Origin of the sequence: Rhizobium sp. BK602 (assembly GCF_014195095.1) — a bacterium.
GTDB lineage: Bacteria > Pseudomonadota > Alphaproteobacteria > Rhizobiales > Rhizobiaceae > Rhizobium.
In genome coordinates, this window is sequence record NZ_JACIBC010000007.1 from 236149 (window position 1) to 257559 (window position 21411).

The 21411-nt window shown below is 63.7% G+C and carries 18 protein-coding genes and 2 riboswitches; of the genes, 6 read left to right on the forward strand and 12 right to left on the reverse strand.

Annotated features, from left to right (window positions below):
• Window positions 1-4: 4 nt before the first annotated feature.
• The gene (thiB, locus tag FHX11_RS22865; RefSeq protein ID WP_184361265.1) at window positions 5-1030 is read right to left on the reverse strand and encodes a thiamine ABC transporter substrate binding subunit; all 1026 of its coding nucleotides are present in this window, start codon (window positions 1028-1030) and stop codon (window positions 5-7) included.
• Between the two features lie 49 nt (window positions 1031-1079).
• Window positions 1080-1197: riboswitch (TPP riboswitch) on the reverse strand.
• An 83-nt stretch (window positions 1198-1280) separates the two neighbouring features.
• Window positions 1281-2816: an MDR family MFS transporter gene (locus FHX11_RS22870; protein WP_184361268.1), complete on the reverse strand. Its 1536-nt coding sequence runs from the start codon at window positions 2814-2816 to the stop codon at window positions 1281-1283.
• Between the two features lie 215 nt (window positions 2817-3031).
• Between FHX11_RS22870 and FHX11_RS22875 the strand changes: the two genes are divergently transcribed.
• From FHX11_RS22875 to FHX11_RS22895, 5 genes are all read left to right on the forward strand, one after another.
• Window positions 3032-3559: a MarR family winged helix-turn-helix transcriptional regulator gene (locus FHX11_RS22875; RefSeq protein WP_184361590.1), complete on the forward strand. Its 528-nt coding sequence runs from the start codon at window positions 3032-3034 to the stop codon at window positions 3557-3559.
• 73 nt (window positions 3560-3632) lie between these two features.
• A complete protein-coding gene (locus FHX11_RS22880) occupies window positions 3633-4286 on the forward strand; it encodes a thiamine diphosphokinase (RefSeq protein ID WP_184361271.1) in 654 nt (217 codons plus the stop codon).
• A gap of 2 nt (window positions 4287-4288) precedes the next feature.
• Window positions 4289-6121 carry an ABC-F family ATP-binding cassette domain-containing protein gene (locus FHX11_RS22885; RefSeq protein WP_184361274.1) on the forward strand — a complete coding sequence of 611 codons (1833 nt, stop codon included), beginning with the start codon at window positions 4289-4291 and terminating at the stop codon, window positions 6119-6121.
• A gap of 345 nt (window positions 6122-6466) precedes the next feature.
• Window positions 6467-7645, forward strand: coding sequence for an efflux RND transporter periplasmic adaptor subunit (locus FHX11_RS22890; protein ID WP_184361277.1), 1179 nt, complete (start codon window positions 6467-6469; stop codon window positions 7643-7645).
• A complete protein-coding gene (locus FHX11_RS22895) occupies window positions 7642-10821 on the forward strand; it encodes a multidrug efflux RND transporter permease subunit (RefSeq protein ID WP_184361280.1) in 3180 nt (1059 codons plus the stop codon). The genes FHX11_RS22890 and FHX11_RS22895 overlap by 4 nt, the downstream gene beginning before the upstream one ends.
• A 6-nt stretch (window positions 10822-10827) precedes the next feature.
• Here the strand turns inward: FHX11_RS22895 and FHX11_RS22900 are convergent, their stop codons facing one another.
• The 6 genes from FHX11_RS22900 to FHX11_RS22925 all read right to left on the reverse strand — a co-directional run bounded on the left by FHX11_RS22900 (window position 10828) and on the right by FHX11_RS22925 (window position 16587).
• The gene (locus FHX11_RS22900; protein ID WP_184361283.1) at window positions 10828-11556 is read right to left on the reverse strand and encodes an SIS domain-containing protein; all 729 of its coding nucleotides are present in this window, start codon (window positions 11554-11556) and stop codon (window positions 10828-10830) included.
• A 125-nt stretch (window positions 11557-11681) separates the two neighbouring features.
• Window positions 11682-12839 (reverse strand): N-acetylglucosamine-6-phosphate deacetylase, encoded by a 1158-nt coding sequence (nagA, locus tag FHX11_RS22905; RefSeq protein ID WP_184361285.1) that lies wholly within the window; start codon window positions 12837-12839, stop codon window positions 11682-11684.
• A complete protein-coding gene (locus tag FHX11_RS22910; protein ID WP_184361288.1) occupies window positions 12839-13870 on the reverse strand; it encodes an SIS domain-containing protein in 1032 nt (343 codons plus the stop codon). Before FHX11_RS22910 ends, nagA begins: the two co-directional genes overlap by 1 nt.
• Complete coding sequence (locus tag FHX11_RS22915; protein WP_184361291.1) at window positions 13867-14640, reverse strand: GntR family transcriptional regulator; 774 nt, start codon at window positions 14638-14640, stop codon at window positions 13867-13869. The genes FHX11_RS22910 and FHX11_RS22915 overlap by 4 nt, the downstream gene beginning before the upstream one ends.
• Before the next feature lie 123 nt (window positions 14641-14763).
• Window positions 14764-15789: an aldose epimerase family protein gene (locus tag FHX11_RS22920; RefSeq protein ID WP_184361293.1), complete on the reverse strand. Its 1026-nt coding sequence runs from the start codon at window positions 15787-15789 to the stop codon at window positions 14764-14766.
• 210 nt (window positions 15790-15999) lie between these two features.
• Window positions 16000-16587: a TetR/AcrR family transcriptional regulator gene (locus FHX11_RS22925; protein WP_184361296.1), complete on the reverse strand. Its 588-nt coding sequence runs from the start codon at window positions 16585-16587 to the stop codon at window positions 16000-16002.
• A 141-nt stretch (window positions 16588-16728) separates the two neighbouring features.
• Between FHX11_RS22925 and FHX11_RS22930 the strand changes: the two genes are divergently transcribed.
• The gene (locus FHX11_RS22930; protein WP_184361299.1) at window positions 16729-17286 is read left to right on the forward strand and encodes a DUF308 domain-containing protein; all 558 of its coding nucleotides are present in this window, start codon (window positions 16729-16731) and stop codon (window positions 17284-17286) included.
• Window positions 17287-17604: 318 nt separating this feature from the next.
• Here the strand turns inward: FHX11_RS22930 and FHX11_RS22935 are convergent, their stop codons facing one another.
• From FHX11_RS22935 to FHX11_RS22950, 4 genes are all read right to left on the reverse strand, one after another.
• Complete coding sequence (locus tag FHX11_RS22935) at window positions 17605-18792, reverse strand: VWA domain-containing protein (RefSeq protein WP_184361303.1); 1188 nt, start codon at window positions 18790-18792, stop codon at window positions 17605-17607.
• A 3-nt stretch (window positions 18793-18795) separates the two neighbouring features.
• Entirely contained in the window at window positions 18796-19722 is a 927-nt protein-coding gene (metA, locus tag FHX11_RS22940; protein ID WP_184361306.1) for a homoserine O-succinyltransferase, read from the reverse strand.
• Between the two features lie 49 nt (window positions 19723-19771).
• Window positions 19772-19849: riboswitch (SAM riboswitch) on the reverse strand.
• Window positions 19850-20124: 275 nt separating this feature from the next.
• Window positions 20125-20547 carry an NUDIX domain-containing protein gene (locus tag FHX11_RS22945; RefSeq protein ID WP_184361309.1) on the reverse strand — a complete coding sequence of 141 codons (423 nt, stop codon included), beginning with the start codon at window positions 20545-20547 and terminating at the stop codon, window positions 20125-20127.
• The gene (locus tag FHX11_RS22950) at window positions 20547-21389 is read right to left on the reverse strand and encodes a MoxR family ATPase (RefSeq protein WP_184361313.1); all 843 of its coding nucleotides are present in this window, start codon (window positions 21387-21389) and stop codon (window positions 20547-20549) included. Before FHX11_RS22950 ends, FHX11_RS22945 begins: the two co-directional genes overlap by 1 nt.
• Window positions 21390-21411 lie beyond the last annotated feature (22 nt).

Sequence of the window (21411 nt, forward strand, 5' to 3'; positions counted from 1 at the left end):
GCTATCAGTTCGCGCTGGTGGCCGTCAGCCATTCGTCGATCCAGGCCTTGCGGTTCTTCTCGACCACATCGGGGCTCATCAGGAAGGTCTTGGACGGGACGACCAGCTTGCCGAAGGCATCCGGCAGCGGCTCGGAGGTGGCCGAGACCGGCATCATCCAGTTGTTGGTCGGGATCGTGTCCTGGAAGCCGGGCGAGATCATGAATTTCAGGAAGTCGCGGGCGAGATCCTTGTTCGGTGACGATTTGATCAGGCCGGCCACTTCGATCTGGATATAATGGCCTTCGGAGAAGGCGGCGGCCTGGTAGCGGTCGGTCTTGTCGGCGATCATGTGGTAGGCCGGCGACGTCGTATAGGAGAGCACCATCGGCGCCTCGCCCTTGGTGAAGAGGTCATAGGCTTCCGACCAGCCGGGCGTCACGGTGAGGATGCGGCCCTTGAGCTTGGTCCAGGCGTCGCCCGCCTTGTCGCCATAGACCGACTTGACCCAGAGCAGCAGGCCGAGGCCCGGCGTCGAGGTGCGCGGGTCCTCGATGACGATCTTCTGCTGGGGATCGCCCTCGACCAGTTCCTTCAGGCTCTTTGGCGGGGTCTTGATCGCCTGGGTGTCGTAGACGACGGCGAAATGGCCGTAGTCATAGGGCACGAAGACGTCATCCTTGAAATTGCCGGGAACCTTGAGACCGGAGGTGTCGATGCCGCTTGCCTCGAACAGGCCGGTATCCTTGGCCTCGTCGACAAGGTTGGTGTCGAGGCCGAGAACGATATCGGCCTTGGTGCCCGTGCCCTCCAGCTTCAGCCGGGACAGCAGCGCCACGCCGTCGGTGACGCTGACGTAGTTGACGGTGCAGCCGCAGGTCTTCTCGAAAGCGGCCTTGACCTTGGGGCCGGGACCCCATTCGGCAGTGAAGCTCTCATAGGTGTAGATGGTGAGCGTCTTGTCGGCCGCTTCGGCATGGGCGGAAAAAAGCGTGGTGCCGGCGGCAAGGGCCAGGCCGGTGAACAAGGACAGCAGCGATCGGTTGGGCATGGCAGCGCCTCCTCTTGGGTTTCGTCTTGAAGGGGAAAGGGCGCCATGATTTCGTCACGCGTCTAATCCCTCCGCCGGTGTTAGCCGGATCAGGTTCCGCGGGTTGGCTGGTGAAGGCCTCTCAGCCAGATGTCTTTGAAAGACATAAGGCACCCCGTTAGAGCGCTGGCAGATTTAGCCCTGTGACGAAGGGATGACAAGGGGGGTGACGAGGGGGAATGATTCCCTCTCGATTGCAGCGATGCGTGGCCTATTCGGCAGCTTCGGCGGCGGCAGTGCTCTCGCGCTTCTTCGTCGCGCTGGGGAGCTGGACGTTCTTCAGCGAGATCGCCGTGAAGAGGCCGGCGCAGCAGAAGGCGGCGGCGGTCAGGAATAGCGGGCTGAAGGCGCCGGCATAGGCGTTGGCGACGGCTTCGCGCGTGGCGTCCGGCAGGGCGGCCATCATCTTCGGCGTCAGCTCCTTGACGTCGGGAACGCCGGCGATGGAAAGGCCGGGGCCGCCGAGCTTGGCGGCGATGATGGCGCCGTAGATGGAGATGGCGATCGAGGCGCCGCCCATGCGCGACAGCGTCACGGCGCCGGTGGCCGCGCCGACGTCACGGCTGGCGGCGGCATTCTGCACGCCGATGACCGGCACCTGCTGCGCCAAGCCGATGCCGATGCCGTGCAGCAGCATCAGCGCGCCGATGACGGCGATGGGCGTGCCGGCATGGACAAAGGCGAGCGTGCTGAAGGCGACGGTGCTGCAGGCGGCGCTGGCGATGGCGAAGGGCTTGTAGCGGCCTTTGGCCGAGATCAGCCGGCCGGCGGAAAGCGAACCGCAGACGATGCCGCCGGTCAACAGGATGAAGAGCAGGCCGGCCATGGACGGCGACAGGCCGGTCGTAGTCTGCAGGAAGAGCGCGAAATAATTGACCATGCCGATGGCGACCGCGCCGCTGGTGACGGAAATGATCAGCAGCAGGGCGAAGGTCGGATTGCGGAACAGCGTCATCGGCACGATCGGTTCGGGAGCACGGCGCTCGACGAAGACCCAGGCGAGGGCCGAGAGCGCGCCGAAGGCGATGATGCCGAGGCATTGCGGCGACAGCAGTGAGCCGAAAAGTTCCGTGCCGTCGGCGGCGAGCACGATGCTGGTGGTGGTCATCGCCAGCAGCAGCGCGCCGGCATAGTCGATCTTCGGCTTGCGGGCGGGCTTGCGGTAGGGGAGCATGACGGCGAGGCCGGCTAGAACGATGAAGCCGATCGGCACGTTGACGAGGAAAATCGAGCGCCAGCCAAAGAGATCGCTCATGGTGCCGCCCAGGACCGGGCCGATGGCGCCCGACGCCATCAGCACCAGGCTGGAATAGCTCTGGTAGCGGGCACGCTCGCGCGGTTCGAAGAGGTCGGCATTGACGGCGAAGATCGACACCAGGATGCCGCCGCCGCCGAAACCCTGCAGCACGCGGGCGGCGATCAGCGTGTTCATCGAGATGGCAAGGCCGCACACCGCCGAGCCGACGGTGAAGATGGCGATCGCGGCCATCATCACATATTTGCGGCCGAAGAGATCGCCGAGCTTGCCGTAGACCGGCATGGAGGCGGACAAGGCGAGCAGATAGGCCGAGCCGATCCAGCCGAAGCGCTCCAGATGCCCGAACTCGCCGACGATGGTCGGCAGCGCCGTCGATACGATCTGGTTGTCGAGCGTCGCCATGAACATGGCCGTCATCAGGAAAAAGAAGAGAATAAGCCGGCGGCGGTGATCTGCCACGAGTGGCGCGGGCGTGGTTTGCATATCCATGGAACGAGAAATCCGAGCTTGCCCGGAACGCTACGCGCTCGACCGAACGCATGGGAACGCCCCGGTTCCTGAATTCGGAGCATGGCGTTTTCGGATGGATATTCGAAAGCGGAATGTTCCGGGACAATATATGTGCTATCAGCATATAATTGTCAACAGCAGATGATTGCCGTTTGCATGTTTTAATTCCGGCCCATCTCTGATATGTTGAAATGATGACATCAGTTACGAACACACGGGAAATCGAAGCCCCGACGTTGCCCGACGACGAGAATCTCCTGCGCATCGGCCAGGCGATGTCACGCATGCGCGTGCTGACCGGCCGCCGCATGATCGGCAGGCTCGCCATTCAGCATGTTGCCCCAGGCCTCGAGCTTTCGCATCTCGACGTGCTCGACGTCGTCAGGCGGGCGGAGGCCACCGGCGAGGTGACCGTCGGGACGATCGCGGACAATCTGCGCATCGACCCGTCGCGGGCGAGCCGCATCGTTGCCGACATGGTGACGCGCGGCGTCCTGCGCCGCAAGGCGTCGCAGGCGGATGCGCGGCGGATCGTCGTCGTGCTCACCACGCTCGGGCAGCGGTTGCTGTCGGAGATCCAGGCGCAGAAATATGCCGTCATCGGCGGCATCTTCGCCGATTGGACGCCTGAGGAGATCGAACGGTTCTCGCTGCTGTTCGATCGGTATGTGACGGGCTACGAGAATATTTTCCAGGCGAGTATCAAGGAAGCGGGCGACTGAGGAGCCGGCAAGGCGCGTTCTCGCCAACGCCGCTCTTCCCTAGGACCATGTCTTTGCGCTATGGGCTTGGCACATGAGCCAATCCACCACCTTTACCATCCTGCTCGGCGGCGAGCTGCGCCTGACGGACCGGCTGCGTGCCGCGGTCGCCGGCAGTCGTTTCATCGCGGCGGATGGCGGCATGCGCCATGCCGTGGCGCTCGGCGTGACGCCCGAGCTCTGGGTCGGCGATTTCGATTCGACGCCGCCGGACCTGCGCGGCGCCTTTCCCGATGTGCCAAAGCAGCCCTATCCCGCCGCCAAGGCGGCGACCGACGGCGAGATCGCCGTCACGGAAGCGATCGATCGCGGCGCCACGCGGCTGATCCTTGCCGGCGCCATGGGCGGAGAGCGCTCGGATCATGCGATCCAGCATCTGCTCTACGGCATCCAGCTTGCCGAAAAGGGCTTTAACGTGCTGTTGACCTCGGGCGACGAAGAGGCGGTGCCGCTGCTGCCGGGCGACATGGAGCTGGCGCTGCCTGCGGGCTCGCTATTCTCCGTTCTCGGCTTCAGCGACCTGGCGGGCCTGTTCATTCACAATGCCCGCTATCCGCTGCGCGATTTCCATCTGCCCTTCGGCACATCGCGCACCATTTCCAATGTGGCGGAAGGCCCCGTGCGCCTTTCGCTCGGCAGCGGCAGGGCCATCGTCCTTGCCCGCCCCTATGATCTTAGTGGAGTCTGATCTTGGCCCCTCCCATTCTGAAACTCGACGATATCTTCCTGAGCTTCGGTGGCGCGCCGCTTCTGGCCGGCGCCGGGCTGCAGGTCGAGTCGGGCGACAAGATCTGCCTGGTCGGCCGCAACGGCTCGGGCAAGTCGACGCTGCTGAAGATCGCCGCCGACATGGTCGAGGCGCAATCCGGCGAGGTCTTCCGTCATCCCTCCTCCACGGTGCGCTATCTCGAACAGGCGCCGGATTTCGCCGGCTACAAGACGGTGGCGGCCTATGCCGAAGCAGGGCTTGGACCGGGCGACGATCCCTATCGCGTCACCTACCTGCTGTCCCATCTCGGTCTCACCGGCGAGGAAGACCCGAAGACCCTCTCGGGCGGCGAAGCCCGCCGCGCGGCTCTGGCCCGCGTCCTTGCGCCGGAGCCGGATATTCTGCTGCTCGACGAGCCGACGAACCATCTGGATCTGCCGACCATCGAATGGCTGGAAGGCGAGCTGCAGAAGAGCCGCAGCGCCCTGGTGCTGATCTCGCACGACCGCCGCTTCCTGGAAAAGGTGTCGACCGCGACCGTCTGGCTCGATCGCGGCACCTCGCGGCGGCTGGACAAGGGCTTTGCCCATTTCGAGGCCTGGCGCGATCAGGTGCTGGAAGCCGAGGAGCTGGAGCAGCACAAGCTCGGCAAGGCGATCGAGCGCGAGGAACATTGGCTGCGCTATGGCGTCACCGCGCGGCGCAAGCGCAATATGCGCCGCCTTGGCGAGCTGCAGGACATGCGTGCGCGCCATCGCGGTCACAAGGGCGCTCTGGGCACGGTGCAGGCCGCTGCCGCCGACGCGCAGGAAAGCGGCAAGCTGGTGATCGAGGCGGACAAGATCACCAAGGCCTATGACGAGCGCATTATCGTTGCGCCGTTTTCGATCCGCGTGCATCGCGGCGATTGCATCGGCCTCGTCGGTCCGAACGGTGCCGGCAAGACGACGCTCCTGAAGATGCTGACCGGCCAACTCGCGCCGGATAGCGGCACGGTGAAGCTCGGCACCAATCTGGAGATCGCCACCCTCGATCAGAAGCGCGAGGAGCTCAATCCGGAAGACACGCTCGCCAACTACCTGACCGACGGCCGCGGCGAGAACCTGCTTGTGAATGGCGAGCAGCGGCATGTGACCGGCTACATGAAGGAATTCCTGTTCCAGCCGGAACAGGCGCGTACGCCGATCAAGAATCTCTCCGGCGGCGAGCGCGCCCGGCTGATGCTGGCGCGCATCCTGTCGCGGCCGACCAACCTGCTGATCCTCGACGAACCCACGAACGACCTCGACATCGAGACGCTCGATCTGCTGCAGGAGATCGTCGCCGGCTTTTCCGGCACGGTCATCCTCGTCAGCCACGACCGCGATTTCCTCGACCGCACCGTGACCTCGACCATCGCACCGGCCAATCCGGAAGACCCGGACGGCCGCTGGATCGAATATGCCGGCGGTTATTCCGACATGCTTGCCCAGCGCAAGGGCGCGATCGAGGAGCGCAGGCGGGCGGAGAAGGCGGCCGAGAAGCCGAAGGCCTCGGAAGCGACCGCCGCCTCTGGCGCCGAGCCTTCGAAGGGCAAGGGCAAGCTCTCCTACAAGCAGAAATTCGCGCTGGAGAACCTGCCGAAGGAGATGGCCAAGGCCGAAGCAGAAATCGCTGTGCGCGAACAGAAGATGGCCGATCCCAACCTTTTCACCAAGGATCCGGCGGCATTCAACCGCCTCGCGGCCGAGATGGAAAAGCTGCGTAACAGCCTGGCCAGGATGGAAGAGGAATGGCTGGAGCTGGAGATGCTGCGGGAAGAGCTCGAAGGCTGAGCAACGGCGCGGCCTCCGCTTCCCGCCCCAGCTCTTTGGTCGCGATTGCCGTCATAACTCTGTGATCGACCTGCAATATTAGAAAAAACAAACAGTTGCGGCGAGCCGTATCGCGCTATTGCCTGTTGTCGAATTCGACAAAGGGTTTATACATTATGCGAAATCACCGGCCGGCTGGGCCGGATGATCGACGGGTCGGCGCGACGCGTCGATACATGGGAAAGTCCGAAGGAACCTGCTGGGGTTTCGCCATGGGCGACAGGTTCCTCTTAGAGATTGCAAGGCAGACATAATGAACAATTGACGCGACGGCGCTGCCGCCGTCGGTTTACTTGGGGGGCCTTCATGACGCTGGCGCGTGTCGCTCTATTCAGCTGTGCAATTGCCGTTCTTACCGCATCCCAGGTGTTGGCGCAGAGTGCGCCGCCCGCAGCCCCGGTCACGGTTGCCAAGCCTGTCGTCCGGGATGTCATCGACAGCGATGAGTTCATCGGGCGCTTCCAGGCGGTCGACGAGGTCTCCGTCCGTTCCCGTATCGGCGGCTATCTGCAGGAAGTGCATTTTGAAGACGGCACCATGGTCAAGCAGGGAGACCTGCTCTTCGTCATCGACCAGCGGCCGTATGTCAACGCGCTGAACGAAGCCACGGCGTCCCTGGAGGTCGCGAAGTCGACGCTGACGAATGCCGAGGCGCAATTTACCCGCACGCAGGCCCTGGCGGGCACCGGCAGCCTGTCCGCGTCCAATCTCGACGACCGCCGCCGCGACCTGATCTCGGCGCAGGCCAATGTTCGCGGCGCGCAGGCCTCCGTCGATCGGGCCACGCTCGACATGGAATATACCAAGATCACCGCGCCGCTCAGCGGCCGCATCGACCGGCGGCTGATCTCGGTCGGCAATCTCGTGCAGGCCGACCAGACGGTCCTGACCACCATCGTCTCGCTCGATCCGATCGATTTCTATTTCGATGTCGACGAACGCCGGCTGCTGTCCTATGCCGACGAGGCGCGCAAGCACGGCAGCGCCCTGCAACAGGGCGGCGGCGGTCTCAACGTCACCGTGACGATCGCCGATCCGCGCCAGAAGCCGTTCAAGGGCAAGCTCGATTTCTCGGAAAACCGCGTCGACAACGAAACCGGCACGATGCGCGTGCGCGCCCGCTTCCCCAATCCGAATTTCGTCCTGCAGCCCGGCCTTTTCGGGCGCATCCAGGTCGAAGGTTCCAACAGCTACAAGGCGGTCCTCGTTCCCGACGAAGCCATCGGCTCCGATCAGAGCCAGCGCGTCGTCTATACGGTCGGCGCCGACGGCAATGTCGCGCCGAAGGCCGTCCGGCTCGGGCCGAAGCTTTATGGCTACCGCGTCATCCGCGAGGGCATGACCGGCGACGAGACCATCGTCGTCAACGGGCTGATGCGCATCCGGCCGGGCGTCAAGATCGCTCCGCAACTGATCGAACTGCCGCAGGAAGCGCCGAATGACGAGGCGCCGGCCCAGGCAGCGGCTCAGGGGACGGACCAATGAGGTTTTCCCATTTCTTCGTCGACCGGCCGATTTTCGCCTCGGTCCTGTCCATCGTGCTGCTGATCGTCGGCGGCATCGCCTATTTCCAGTTGCCGGTGGCGCAATATCCGGAAATTGCGCCGCCGACCATCGTGGTGCGCACCTCCTATCCCGGCGCCGACGCCCAGACCATCGCCGATACGGTGGCGACGCCGATCGAGCAGGAGGTCAACGGCGTCGAGGACATGCTCTACATGTCCTCCTATTCCAGCGCCGACGGCTCGATGGCGCTGACCATCACCTTCAAGCTCGGCACCGATCTCGACAAGGCGCAGGTGCTGGTGCAGAACCGCGTCTCGATCGCCGAGCCGCGCCTGCCCGAAGAGGTGCGCCGCATCGGCATCACCACGGTCAAGAGCTCGCCTGACCTGATGATGGTCGTGCACCTGCTGTCGCCCGACAATCGCTACGACCAGCTCTATATCTCCAACTACGCCCGCACCCGCATCCGCGACCTGCTCGTGCGTCTCGACGGTGTCGGTGATGTGCAGCTCTTCGGCGAGCGGCAATATTCGCTGCGCATCTGGCTCGATCCGGAGAAGCTCGCCGCCTACGGCATGACCGCCGGCGATATCGTCCAGGCGCTCAGGGACCAGAACGTGCAGGTCTCGGGCGGCTCGATCGGCGGGCCGCCGGTGTCCGGCACCAATGCCTTCCAGTATACGGTGACGACGCAGGGACGCTTTTCCGATGCGCGGCAATTCCGCTACGTCATCGTCAAGGCGACGGGCGATGGCCGGCTGGTGCAGCTGCAGGACGTGGCGCGTATCGAGCTCGGCGCGCAGGATTACGTCACCAACAGCTATCTGAACGGCAGCCCGGCCGTCGCGCTCGGCGTCTTCGCCCGGCCCGGCACCAATGCGCTCGATGCCGCCGCCGATATCCAGAAGACGATGCGGAGCCTGGCGCAGGATTTCCCGCAGGGTCTCGAATATCGCATCATCTACAATCCGACGGAGTTCATCTCGGAATCGATCAACGAGGTCTACAAGACGATCTTCGAGGCGGCGGTGCTCGTCGCCATCGTCGTGCTGGTCTTCCTGCAATCCTGGCGGACGGCGATCATCCCGATCGTCGCGATCCCGGTGTCGCTGATCGGCACCTTCGCCTTCCTGCTGGCCTTCGGCTTCTCGTTGAACATGCTGACGCTGTTCGGCCTGGTGCTCGCCATCGGCATCGTCGTCGACGACGCCATCGTGGTGGTCGAGAATGTCGAGCGCAATCTCGCCCTCGGCATGACGCCGAAAGAGGCGTCGCATGTGACCATGAACGAGGTCGGCACCGCCGTTCTGGCGATCTCGCTGGTGCTGATCGCCGTCTTCCTGCCGACGGCCTTCATTCCCGGCATATCGGGCCAGTTCTACCGGCAGTTTGCCGTGACGATCTCGGTGGCGACGGCGATCTCCTGCCTGAATTCGCTGACGCTGTCGCCGGCGATCGCCGCCATCGTGCTGCGGCCACATGACCACAAGAAATCCAACAATATCTTCTCGCGCTTCGGCCGCGCTCTCGGCGACGGCTTCAATCGCGGTTTCGAGGCGATGAGTCGCGGCTATTCCTGGATCATTCGCCGCTTCGTCAGCACCTGGGTCGCCGTGGGCTTGGCCCTGGTCGTCTTCGTCGGCCTGCTCGGCGCGACCTGGTATATGGGCAGGATCGTGCCGCAAGGCTTCATTCCGACCATGGACCAGGGCTATGCCATCGTCGTCGTGCAACTGCCTGACGGCGCGTCGCTGGCGCGCACCAACGCGGTCATCGAGAAAGCGACCGACATCATCAAGAAGACGCCCGGCGTGGCAAACGCCGTCGCCTTCGCCGGCTTCAACGGCGCCACCTTCACGAATGCCTCGAACTCCGGCGTCATCTTCACGCCGTTCACCCCCTTCGAGGAGCGTCTGAAGAGCGGCGAAAGCGCCAATCAGATCATCGGCCAGCTCTTCGGCAGCCTGCAGGGCATCCAGGAGGCCTTCATCATCGCCATTCCGCCGCCTTCCATCCGTGGCGTCGGCAATTCCGGCGGCTTCAAGATGCAGATCATGGACCGGGAAAATCCCGACATGCGCCGCATCCTGCCTCTTGCCTACCAGCTCATGGGGGCGGCGGCGCAGAACAAGGGCGTCACCGGCGTCTTCACCACCTTCTCGGCAAATAGTCCGCAATATTTCCTGGCGATCGACCGCGACAAGGCGCGGGCGCTGAACGTGCCGATCCCGAATATCTTCGAAACCCTGTCGATCAATCTCGGCACTTCCTATGTCAACGACTTCAACGCCTTCGGCCGCGTCTATCAGGTGCGGGCGCAGGCCGACCAGCAATATCGCATGGACCGTGAGGACATTCTGGCGCTGAAGGTCCGGTCGGCGACCGGCGCATTGGTGCCGCTCGGCACCCTCGTCGATATCCGCGATACGACCGGCCCGACGCTCGTCCAGCGCTACAACATGTATGTCTCGGTTCCGGTACAGGGCAATCCCGGTCCCGGCGTTTCCACCGGCAGTGCCCTCGACACCATGGAGGGGCTGGCGAAGAACCTGCTGCCAGCAGGCACGACCTTCGAATGGACCGAGCTTGCCTATCAGGAAAAGAACACCGGCAATACGGCGGTCTATATTTTCGCCCTGTCGGTCATCTTCGTCTTCCTGGCGCTTGCCGCCCAGTATGAAAGCTGGACCTTGCCGCTTGCGATCATCCTGATCGTGCCGCTGGCGGTGCTGGCTGCGTTGATCGGGGTGCATTTGAGGGGCATGGACAACAATATCCTGACGCAGATCGGCCTGATCGTGCTGATCGGCCTGGCGGCGAAGAATGCGATCCTGATCGTGGAATTCGCCCGGCAAGCGCAACTGGAGGGCAATAGCGCCGTCGAGGCGGCGATCGAGGCCAGCCATCTGCGCCTGCGGCCGATCCTGATGACCGCCTTTGCCTTCATCTTCGGCGTCGTGCCGCTGATGATCGCTACCGGCCCTGGGGCGGAAATGCGCCAGTCGCTCGGCACGGCGGTCTTTTCGGGCATGCTCGGCGTGACGCTGTTCGGGCTGTTCCTGACCCCGGTCTTCTATGTCGTGCTGCGCAGGCGGCGCAAGCAGCCGGAGGCTCCGGCGGCGGAGGCCGTGGTGCCGGATACCGCCGTGCACTGATGCCGTTCAGAGATGCGGATTGCGTGGCCGGTATTTCTTCACCAGCCGCTGGTTGGTTTCCTTGGCGCCCGGCATGTTGGCGCTGAGATAGACGGGCGGGTCGCCGTCCCTGGAGAGATCGGCGGCGACTTCGGCGAAGATGGCGTTGAGCAGGGAGGCGCCGATCGCCGTTGACGCTGGTCCGACCTTCAGCAGGCTTTCCGGCAGATCGATGATGGCGTCGCCGGGCGGCAGGCCGTTGTCGAGGACGATGTCGGCAATGTCGGCGAGCCTGCGGCGGCCGTTGGCGATGGCGGCGGAATAGGCAAGCGAGGTGATGGCGATGACGGTCGCGCCGATCTCGCGGCCATAATCGGCGGCTTCGACCGGAGCGGCATTGACGCCGGAATTGGAGGCGATGATCAGCACGTCGCCGGGCTGCATGCCATAACGCTCGAAGATCGGCCGGATCAGGCCCTCGGTGCGCTCATAGACCGAGCTGATGACGGCGCCCTCATGCAGCATGGCGGAACCGACCAGAACCGGAATGGTAAAGGCAAGGCCACCGGCGCGGTAGTGCACCTCCTCGGCCAGCATATGCGAGTGGCCGGTGCCGAAGACATAGACGCGCCGGTCGGCGCGCGCCGCCGCCGCGATGACGGCGGCCGCTTTTGCCATCGGCTCGGCGAGCGTATCGCGAAGGGTTTCCAGCCGGCCGATCAGGGCGGAGAAATAGCTGTCCGTAATTGCGGTCATCCCGCGCCCTTTCCTTAGAGCAATTCCAGGAAAAGTGCGTTAGCGGTTTTCCGTCCGGAATTGCGTAACAACAAAGAGATAGAGCGTTTTCGCGATTCGGAGAAAAGCGGAAATGCTCTAGGTTCTCAGGCCGAAGGCTTGCCCGAGATCCATGTCCTGGTGACTTCGATGCCGTCGGTGATATGGACCAGATCGGCGCGGGTGCCCGGTGTCAGGCGTCCGCGATCGGTGAGCCGCAGGAAGCGGGCTGGATAGGAGGTCGCCATGCGCAGGGCTTCCGCCAGCGGCAGTTCGAGGATGTTGACGCCGTAGCGGATGGTCGAGGCCATATCGACGTCGGAGCCGGCCAGCGTGCCGTCATCCAGGGTCAGCTTCGAGCAGTAGCCGCCCTTGCTGCGGTAGACGGTGCGGCCGTTCAGCGTGAAGCTGTCGAGATCGGTGCCGACGAGCGACATGGCATCGGTGACGAAGAACAGCCGGCCCTCGCCGCGTTTGGCGCGCAGCGCGACGCGCAGCGCCTTGGGATCGACATGGTGGCCGTCGGCGATGATGCCGCACCAGGGCGCCGGGTGGTCGATGGCGGCACCGACGAGGCCGGGCGCGCGATGGCCCATCTGGCTCATGGCGTTGAAGAGATGGGTGACGCCACGCGCGCCGGCGTCGAAGCGGGCATCCGCCGCATCCGCCGTGCAGTCGCTATGACCGATGCTGACAATGACGCCGCCTTCGGCGAGCGCCCGCACCTGCCGCTCCGTCACCTGTTCGGCTGCCATCGTGACCAGCAGCGTGCCGATGGCCTCGCGGGCGCGGATGAAGGTCTTGACGTCGCTGTCCTCGACCGGGCGCATCAGTTCGGCCAGATGCGCGCCCTTGCGCGCGGGTGCCAGATGCGGACCTTCGAGATGCAGGCCGGCGACGCCGCGATCGGCCTTGACGGCCTCGATCGCCGCCTCGATGGCGGCCGTCGTGGCTGCCGCGACGTCGGTGATCAGCGTCGGCAGCAGTGCCGTTGTGCCATAGGGGCGATGACCCGCGGCGATCCTGTACATGGATTCGGGCGAGGGATCGTCGTTCAGCATGCGGCCGCCGCCGCCATTCACCTGCGCGTCGATGAAGCCGGGCGACAGCACGCCGCCATCGAGGTGGATGACCTCGGCATTGTCGGGGAGGTCGTTGGCGGCGGTGATCGCCTGCACCCGGCCGTTGCCGACCACAAGCGCACTGTCCTCGTGAAATCGCTCGCCGTCGAAGATGCGGGCGCCGGTAAAGACCTGATGGTTCATCACATGGTCTCCGTCACCTTGAGAAGATTAGCCGGCTTATCCGGATCGAAGCCCTTGCGCCGGGTCACCGCTTCGATGAGGCGATAGTAGCAGAGCAGCGATACCAGCGGGTCGATGAGGCCGTTGCCGGTCGTGGGCATGCGCAGATTGATGCCGGGCAGCGCCGCTGTGGAGAAGGAGACGGCGGTGGCGCCAAGCTTCTGCAGCCGCTCCAGTGCTTGGGCATTGTGGGCGAAAGCGGCATCGTCGGGCGAGAAGGCGACGATCGGGAAGCCCGGCTGCACCAGCCGCATCGGCCCATGCATGAGTTCGGCGAGCGAGAAGGCTTCGGCATGCAGGCCGGCGGTTTCCTTGGCCTTCAGTGCCGCTTCCAGCGCAATGGCGAAGGCGGGGCCACGGCCGCCGGTGTAAAGCGAAGTGGCATTGAAGAGCACGTCCTCGGCCGCCTTGCCGTCGATCCCCGATGTCGCGGCCAGCGCTTCCGGCAATCGGGCGAGGCCGGCGGAGAGCGCCTGGTCCCCGGAGATCGCCGCTGTGACGCCGGTCAGTGCCGCGACGGAGGCGATGAAGGATTTGGTGGCGGCGACGCTCTTTTCCGGGCCGGCATTGAGGCCGAGCACGATGTCGGCCTCCCTGGCGAGGGGGCTGTCGGTGACGTTGACGACGGCGATGGTCGTGGCGCCGCCCTTCTTGGCGGCGGCCTGCAGCGCGATGATGTCGGGACTGCCGCCCGATTGCGACACGGTGAAGTGGATGCCGCCCTTCAGGTGCAGGGGTGTGCCATAGACCGAGGCGATCGAGGGGCCGATCGACGCGACGGGCACGCCGCAGGAGATTTCGAAGAGATATTTGAAGAAGGTGGCGGCATGGTCGGAGGAGCCGCGCGCCGACGTCGTGATCACCGAGGGGCGGGCGGAGGAGAAGAGCTTCGCGATCTCCGCGAAAGCGGGCTTTTCCTTCTCGAGCAGCGTGGCGACCACGTCGGGCGACTGGCCTGCCTCCGTCAGCATCAGGGACTGGATCTCGCTCATAGGTCTTCTCCGATTCTCAATTCAGCAACGAAATCATAGGCATCGCCGCGATAATGCGAGCGGGTATATTCAACGACGCGCTGGTCTTCCAGGCGCGATATGCGTTCGATCAAGAGCGCCGGGGCGCCGGCCTTGACATTGAGGATCGCGGCCGAGGATGGATCGAGCGTCACCGCCGTCAGCCGCTGTAGGGCGCGGACCGGCTTGAAGCCGTTGCCGGCCAGCGCATCGTAGAGCGAACCTTCGGAAACCGCATCCTCGCCGAGGAACTTGACGGGCACGACGGCGCGCTCGATGGCGAGCGGCTGTCCGTCGGCGAGACGCAGGCGGTCGAGGCGCAGCACGGGCTCCTCGAGGCCGAGACCGAGCAGGAAGGATTCCTCCGGCGCGGGCGGGCTGACCGTGCGCTGGAGGATGCGCGCCGCCGGCTCGCGGCCGCGCGAGCGCATATCGGCGGAGAAGGAGGAGAGACGCCAGAGCGATTGCTCGATACGCTCGACCTGCTGCGAGACGAAAGTGCCGCTGCCATGGCGCGATTCGATGGCGCCCGAGGCAAGCAGGTCGCGATAGGCGGTGCGCACCGTGACGCGGCCGAGCTGCAAGGCCTCGGCAAGATCGCGCTCGCCCGGCAGCGCCGTGCCCGGTTTCAGCAGACCCTCCTGGATGAGGCCGGCCAGTGCCTGTGCCAGGCGCTTGTACAGCGGCCCGGTCCCGGCCTCGTCGCGCAGGCCGCGGCTGTTCAATTCGCCGATCAAACTGGTTCTATCCATGGTGATTATATAGAACCTATTTAGAACCACTCCGCAAGATGAATCTAACGTGCTGGCTGAAAATGAATCGGCCGGGCGTGATGAGCGCCCGGCCGTTTCCTGTCAGGATGGAGCGATGAGCGCTCAGTTCTTGGTGAAGATATAATCCGTTTCCTGACGCAGCACTTCGCCGGGGCGAAGGACGGCGTTGGGGAAGCCTTCATGGTTGATGGCATCCGGCCAGACCTGGGTTTCCAGGCAGAAGCCGGCGAAGGGGCCGATCTTTTGGCCGTCATGGCCGGGCACGGGAACGTCGAGCTTGAAGCCGGCATAGAACTGCACGCCGGGCTCGGTGGTGCGCACTTCCAGCGACACGCCGGAATTGATGCTGCGCGCCAGCACGACGGAGCGCTTGGCGGTGCGTTCGCTCGACAGGCAGAAATTATGATCGTAGAGCGCCTGTTCGGCGCCGTCGAAACGCTTCATCGGTGCCATTTCGCGGAAGTCGAAGACGGTGCCCGCGACCGAGCGCACTTCGCCGGTTGGTACCTGCCGCTCATCCGTCGGCGTATAGTGGTCGGCGGCGATCATGATGTCGTGGCCGAGCGCGTCGTCGCGGCCATCGAGGTTGAAATAGGCATGCTGGCAGACATTGGCGAGTGTCGGCTGGTCGCTGGTCGATTCATAGGTGACGGAGAGTTCGCCGTTGCCATGCACCCGATAGGTCGCCTGGATCGTGCAATTGCCGGGATAGCCGGCGCGGCCGTCGGGATCGACGATCTTCAGCACCACGCGGTCGGTGTCGTGCTCGACGATCGTCCAGTTGCGCTTGGCGATATTGTCCTTGCCGCCGTGCAGATGCGTGACGCCCTTCTCGTTGAGCTCCAGCTGATAGTCCTTGCCATCCAGCGCGAAGCGGCCGGCGCCGATGCGGTTGGCGCAGCGGCCGGGCGTGGCGCCGAAATAGGAGGAATGGGCTGGATAGTCGGCGAAATTGTCGAAGCCGAGCAGCAGCGCCGGGCCATGGCCCTCCAGCCGCAGGTCCTGAATGACGGCGCCCCAGCTGATGATATGCGCCGTCAGCCCGCCGCCGACGATCTTGACGCGATAGACCGTTTCGCCGCTTGGCGTCGTTCCGAAAACTTCCCGCTGCAAACTGTTGTCCGTCATCTCAGCTCATCCGCTCCCTATCGAAATGCGAGGCCAGACCCTGCCCCCATTCGCCGCGATCCGCAACCGGTCCGAACGTGAAAATTAGGGGTGGTTTACGGGCGATCAAGCCCCATGCTTCGCAGACTGTGCGAGGAGTGTGCCATGGGTAAGACAGGCGGGTGCATTGGCGTCGCCTGGGCCTGTCGGATAGTTTCGCCTAACCGCTCTTCAGCGAGCCGGCGCCAGCAGCCTGGCGATCTGGGGTGTGACGATCGTGCCGAACAGTCCGGGGTCGCTGAAAGCCCTGGCGGAGAGCATTGCGCCATGAACGGACGCCATCAGCATTTGGGCTTCCTCTTCCGGCTGCTTGTCCAACCGGAACAGGCCCTGCTCCGCTCCAGCCGCAAGCACCGACGCAAGCCATCCCGCAAGACTGTGGAAATGGGCGCGGACACGTGTCGCGACCTCGTCCGGCAGCATCTGCATTTCACTGGCGAGCATGGCGCAGATGCAGAAGGGCAGCGAGGCATCGCCAATGCATGTCTGCCAGAAATTCAGATAGGCCCGCAACTGTTCGGCAGGGCTTGAGACCTGTTCGCGAAGAGAGTTCAAACCCGCTTCGGCCTGCTGCCGGTAGCGATCGACCAGCAGGGCGACCAGCTCGGCCTTCGTTGGAAAGTGATGGTGGATGCTCGCCTTCCTGATGCCGATCGCGGCCGAGATATCGGCATAGCTGAAGCCGTTGTAGCCGCCCGCGACGATGAGGGACTGCGCGGTGTCGAGAATTTTCGTTGAAGTCGAAGTCATTGATTTCATGTCGCTGCCTACCTTTTGGTAGGCTTTTTGTCAAGATTGTCGCGACGCTTTCGCTTCTCACAAGAAGGTGTTTGGGCTGCCGGTTGACGTAAAAATTTAATCTCCCTACTAGTAGGTAGATTTTTAACGTGGAGTCCGCCAATGCAAAGCCAATCTTCGACCTCATCCAGCTGGCTGCGATCCTATTATTTCGCCCGTGCCATAGTCTCTATTGCCTGGATCGCCGCCGCTGTTCTCCTCAGCGGGCAATCTCGTGCCGTTGCCTTTCTGCTTGTCATCTATCCGGCGTGGGATGCCCTCGCCAATCTGATTGACGCCCAGGTCAATGGCGGTCTGAAGGCCAACCCGTCGCAAGCATTGAATGTCGTGGTCAGCACGATAACCGCGCTCGCCGTGCTCGTGGCAGTCAGCAACAGCTCCCATGCCGTTCTGGCGGTGTTCGGGATTTGGGCGATCTTCTCGGGCCTTCTGCAGCTATCCACGGCGGTCAGGCGCTGGCGTCACCATGGCGCGCAATGGGTGATGATCCTGAGCGGTGGCCAGTCGGCGCTCGCCGGCGGTTTCATGATCAGCCTGGCATTTGGCGCGGTAGCGCCGACGATTCTGGACATCGTTCCCTATGCCGGCTTCGGCGCGTTCTACTTCCTGCTTTCGGCAATCTGGCTCGTCGTCGCGGCCTATCGCAGGGCGGGCGCTTAGGCGTTGTCCCATTGTGCCGATGCACCCTTGCTTCGGCTCCCGTGCCTCCGACGGGCAGATGCGCGGGCTGTTGTTGGGGCTGGTCAGGTCAGCTCTTCCGGATCGAAGCCTTGTGCTTGGCCCCTCACCCCACCCCTCTCCCCGCAAGCGGGGCGAGGGGGCTTTACAATGCCCAATGCAGGTTCTGTTCGTGTGGTGAGACCGCTTGTTTTGCGCTGTTATCCCCTCGCCCCGCAATGCAGGGTGAGGGGCCAGGCACGAAGCTGCCGCATCGGCACACTTGCCTGACCATCGCCAAGCCAGGAGCTGATCGAGAGATCACCGCGACAATTCCCGCGTCGCCTTTTCCAGCCCGCCGAGCGTCAGCGGATACATGCGCTCGGCAAACAGGCGGCGGATGATGGAGATGGAGGTGGTGTGGCTCCAGTAATCCTCCGGCACGGGGTTGAGCCAGACGCATTTGCGGAAGTGGCCGGTGATGCGGTTGAGCCAGGCGTCGCCGGCTTCCTTGTTCCAGTGCTCCACCGAACCGCCGGCATGGGTAATCTCGTAGGGGCTCATCGAGGCGTCGCCGACGAAGACGATGCGGTAATCGGGACCGAAGGTGCGGATCAGGTCGGCCGTGGCGGTCATGTCGACGCGGCGACGGCGATTGTCCTTCCACACGCCTTCATAGAGGCAATTGTGGAAGTAGAAATACTCCATATGCCGGAACTCCGCGCGAGCGGCGGAGAAAAGCTCCTCGACCACGCGGATATGATCGTCCATCGAGCCACCGATATCGAAGAACATCAAAAGCTTGACGGCGTTGCGCCGCTCCGGCCGCGTCTGGACGTCGAGATAGCCGTGTTCGGCGGTGGAGCGGATGGTGCCGGAGAGGTCGAGTTCCTCGGCCGCACCCTCGCGCACCCAGCGGCGCAGGCGTTTCAACGCCACCTTGATGTTGCGGGTGCCGAGCTCGACGCCGTCGTCGAGGTTGCGGAAATCGCGGCGATCCCAAACCTTGACCGCCTTGCGATGCCGGGACGTCTCTTGGCCGATGCGCACGCCTTCGGGATTATAGCCATAGGCGCCGAAAGGCGAGGTGCCCCCTGTGCCGATCCATTTCGAGCCGCCCTGATGCCGTTCCTTCTGCTCGGCCAGCCGCTGGCGCAGCGTCTCCATCAGCTTTTCGAAGCCGCCGAGCGCCTCGACCAGCTTCTTTTCCTCATCCGTCAGATGTTTCTCGGTGAGCCTGCGCAGCCATTCCTCGGGAATGGCCTCCGGTTCCGTTGCCTCCGGAGAGCCGCCGATGGCTTCGACGCCGCGGAAGTAATCGGCGAAGACCCGGTCGAAGCGGTCGATGAAGCGCTCGTCCTTCACCAGTGCCGCGCGGGCCAGATAATAGAAAGCCTCGACGTCGTAGTCGGCGATCCCTTCCTCCATCCCCTCCAGAAGCGACAGGAATTCCCGGAGCGTCACCGGGATCTTCGCTTCCTTCAGTTTCAGGAAGAAGGGAATGAACAAGCGTTACGTCCTCTCCAGGCCGATCTCTTCCAGATCGTAAGGCGTGGTCTGGTAGATCTCGTTGATCCAGTTGCCGAAGAACAGATGCGCATGGCTGCGCCAGCGGTTCTGCGGCGCGATCTCCGGATCGTTGTGCGGGAAGTAGTTGTGCGGCATCTTGATCGGCACGCCCGCATTCACGTCGCGGAAATATTCGTCCGCCAGCGAGGTGGAATCATACTCTACGTGATTGAACATGTAGAGCCGGTTGCAGGCCTTTTCGTGCACGAGGCAGACGCCCATCTCGCCCGATTCCATCAGGATCTGCAGGTCGGGCACCTTCTCGATGTCGGCACGGCGCACTTCCGTCCAGCGTGAGACCGGCACGGCGAAGTCGTCGGAGAAGCCGTTGAGATAGACCGAGGACGGCTTCAGGTTCTGGTGGCGATAGACGCCGAAGGCCTTTTCCTTCAGCGTGTATTTCGGCACCCTGTGGAAATGGTAGATCGCCGCCATGGCGCCCCAGCAGACGTTCAGCGTCGAATGGACATTGGTCGTCGTCCAGTCGAAGATCTGCCGCATCTCCTCCCAATAGGTGACGTCCTCATAATCCAGCAGCTCGATCGGGGCGCCGGTGATGATGAAGCCGTCGAACTTGCGGTGCTTCACCTCTTCCCAGGTCTGGTAGAAGGAGAGCAGGTGCTCTTCCGAGGTGTTCTTGGCCTTGTGGCCGCCAACGCGCACCAGCGAGAACTCCACCTGCAGCGGCGAGGCGCCGACGAGACGCGCGATCTGCACCTCGGTCTTGATCTTGTTCGGCATGAGGTTGAGCAGCCCGATCTGAAGGGGGCGGATGTCCTGACGGATCGCCACCGTTTCAGTCATCACCCGCACGCCCTCGCTCTGGAGCGCTTCGAACGCGGGCAGCGTATCGGGAATCTTGATGGGCATCGTTATCACTCGACCAAAAACAAAAAAACCGGCCGCGACATGAATCGCTACCGGTCCGCACGCGGCCCTTTAGCGACTTGTTTAACGTGGCTGCAAGCCGGCCGGCCAAATCACCACGGGAAGAACTCAATAGACCTGCTGTCTCGGTTGGTCAATGGGGCGTTCTTGACGGGCCTCAATGGCCGCCTCGCCCTTCGAGGCTCCGGCTTGCAGCCTCCGCACCTCTCGGTGAGGCGGAGCGGGCTCGTTGCCACGACAAAGCAGAGATGAAGGATGAGCCCGTGGTGTGACTAGGCGAAAAGATCAGCCCTCATGCTGAGGTGACCCGCAGGGCCATCTCAAAGCACGAGGGCGGGTGGTGGCCGGCCAAGCGGGTGCTGGGTCCCCGATGCTGGCGGCCGCCTATAGATGATCGAGGAGCGCGTCCATGCCGTAGCCGAGACGGCGTTTCGCTTCGGCAATCGGCAGCCAGAAGAAGCGGAAGCAGATCGGAGGACTGCCGTCGAAGGGCGTCATCTCGAAGTGCTGCCAGGTGGCGGGCGTCGCCTCGGGCAGGTCGCAACGGAAATAATGCCGGCGATGGTGGTGCTGGCGACCATCCTTGTCGAACCGGTAATCGTTACTGCCGAGCGGGCGCAGATTGGTCGCCGCCAGACCCGTCTCCTCCTCGAATTCGCGCGCGGCGGCGGTTGCGATGTCCTCGCCGTCCTCGACGGTTCCGCCCGGAACCTGAAGCGCGACCGTCGGAAAATCTGGCTCGTCGAAGACCAGCAGATCCCGGCCGCGCAATGCGTAGATCAGAACCTTTTCGGCATAAAGCGGCATCATTTCCCCTGACCGCGCGCCATGAAGGCCAGACGTTCGAAGAGGTGGACATCCTGTTCGTTCTTCAACAGCGCGCCATGCAGCTTCGGCAGCACGTTCTTCGCATCGCCGCGCAGGGTGGCGGGATCGACATCGTCGGCGACGAGAAGGCGGATCCAGTCGAGCGCCTCCGAGGTCGAAGGTTTCTTCTTGAGGCCCGGCGCGTCGCGGATCTCGAAGAATTGCGTCAGTGCCGCACGTACCAGCGCCTGCTTGATGCCGGGATAGTGCACCGCGACGATGCGCTCCAGCGTTTCGGCGTCGGGGAAGCGGATATAATGGAAGAAGCAGCGGCGCAGGAAGGCGTCCGGCAGCTCCTTCTCATTGTTCGAGGTGATGATGACGATCGGCCGGATGGCGGCGCGGACCGTCTCGCCGGTCTCGTAGACATGGAACTCCATGCGGTCGAGTTCCTGCAGCAGATCGTTTGGAAATTCGATGTCCGCCTTGTCGATCTCGTCGATCAGCAGCACGCATTTTGCCGGCGAGGTGAAGGCCTGCCAGATCTTGCCCCGGCGAATATAATTGCGCACATCATGGACGCGCTCGTCGCCCAGCTGGCTGTCACGCAGGCGCGAGACGGCGTCATATTCGTAGAGGCCCTGCTGCGCCTTGGTGGTGGATTTGATGTTCCATTCGATCAGCTCGAGGCCGAGGGCGGCGGCGACCTGACGGGCGAGTTCGGTCTTGCCCGTTCCCGGCTCGCCCTTGACCAAAAGCGGCCGCTCCAGGCGAATGGCGGCATTGACGGCCACCATCAGATCCTTGTCGGCAATGTAGTCGGCGGTTCCCTGAAACTGCATCGGAAGGCTTTCTTCAATCTTT

Excerpts from the sequence above, each read along its gene's own strand:
- thiB (WP_184361265.1), bottom strand. The coding sequence starts at position 1,030 with ATGCCCAACCGATCGCTGCTGTCCTTGTTCACCGGCCTGGCCCTTGCC.
- FHX11_RS22870 (WP_184361268.1), bottom strand. The coding sequence starts at position 2,816 with ATGGATATGCAAACCACGCCCGCGCCACTCGTGGCAGATCACCGCCGC.
- FHX11_RS22875 (WP_184361590.1), top strand. The coding sequence starts at position 3,032 with ATGACATCAGTTACGAACACACGGGAAATCGAAGCCCCGACGTTGCCC.
- FHX11_RS22880 (WP_184361271.1), top strand. The coding sequence starts at position 3,633 with ATGAGCCAATCCACCACCTTTACCATCCTGCTCGGCGGCGAGCTGCGC.
- FHX11_RS22890 (WP_184361277.1), top strand. The coding sequence starts at position 6,467 with ATGACGCTGGCGCGTGTCGCTCTATTCAGCTGTGCAATTGCCGTTCTT.
- FHX11_RS22895 (WP_184361280.1), top strand. The coding sequence starts at position 7,642 with ATGAGGTTTTCCCATTTCTTCGTCGACCGGCCGATTTTCGCCTCGGTC.
- FHX11_RS22900 (WP_184361283.1), bottom strand. The coding sequence starts at position 11,556 with ATGACCGCAATTACGGACAGCTATTTCTCCGCCCTGATCGGCCGGCTG.
- nagA (WP_184361285.1), bottom strand. The coding sequence starts at position 12,839 with ATGAACCATCAGGTCTTTACCGGCGCCCGCATCTTCGACGGCGAGCGA.
- FHX11_RS22910 (WP_184361288.1), bottom strand. The coding sequence starts at position 13,870 with ATGAGCGAGATCCAGTCCCTGATGCTGACGGAGGCAGGCCAGTCGCCC.
- FHX11_RS22915 (WP_184361291.1), bottom strand. The coding sequence starts at position 14,640 with ATGGATAGAACCAGTTTGATCGGCGAATTGAACAGCCGCGGCCTGCGC.
- FHX11_RS22920 (WP_184361293.1), bottom strand. The coding sequence starts at position 15,789 with ATGACGGACAACAGTTTGCAGCGGGAAGTTTTCGGAACGACGCCAAGC.
- FHX11_RS22925 (WP_184361296.1), bottom strand. The coding sequence starts at position 16,587 with ATGAAATCAATGACTTCGACTTCAACGAAAATTCTCGACACCGCGCAG.
- FHX11_RS22930 (WP_184361299.1), top strand. The coding sequence starts at position 16,729 with ATGCAAAGCCAATCTTCGACCTCATCCAGCTGGCTGCGATCCTATTAT.
- metA (WP_184361306.1), bottom strand. The coding sequence starts at position 19,722 with ATGCCCATCAAGATTCCCGATACGCTGCCCGCGTTCGAAGCGCTCCAG.
- FHX11_RS22945 (WP_184361309.1), bottom strand. The coding sequence starts at position 20,547 with ATGCCGCTTTATGCCGAAAAGGTTCTGATCTACGCATTGCGCGGCCGG.
- FHX11_RS22950 (WP_184361313.1), bottom strand. The coding sequence starts at position 21,389 with ATGCAGTTTCAGGGAACCGCCGACTACATTGCCGACAAGGATCTGATG.